At 30.4% G+C, this 273-nt stretch carries 1 pseudogene; it reads left to right on the forward strand.

Annotated elements, in window-relative coordinates:
* Positions 1 to 243: pseudogene (locus AOA59_RS32165) on the forward strand (ribonuclease J); the annotation flags it as partial.
* Positions 244 to 273 lie beyond the last annotated feature (30 nt).

Genomic DNA, 273 nt, shown 5'->3' on the forward strand with positions numbered 1-273 from the left:
TATAAGAAAGAACTTGTTTCTAAACCTGACACAATTTCGAGAGGTTTTGTTTATATGAAGGAGTCTGAAAAACTACTTGATGATATAAATAATCTAATTAGTAAAACCGTAAACGAACTGCCTGACACAAGCAAAAATGAATGGGGAACAATTAAAAAGCATATAAAAAGAACCGTTGGACAATATTTATTTACACAAACAAGAAAAAAACCAATGATCCTACCATTTATAATTGAAGTGTAAACATTTGTGAAAGGGAGACACCATTTAGTG

This window comes from Pseudomonas sp. 2822-15 (assembly GCF_002742515.1).
GTDB lineage: Bacteria > Pseudomonadota > Gammaproteobacteria > Pseudomonadales > Pseudomonadaceae > Aquipseudomonas > Aquipseudomonas salomonii.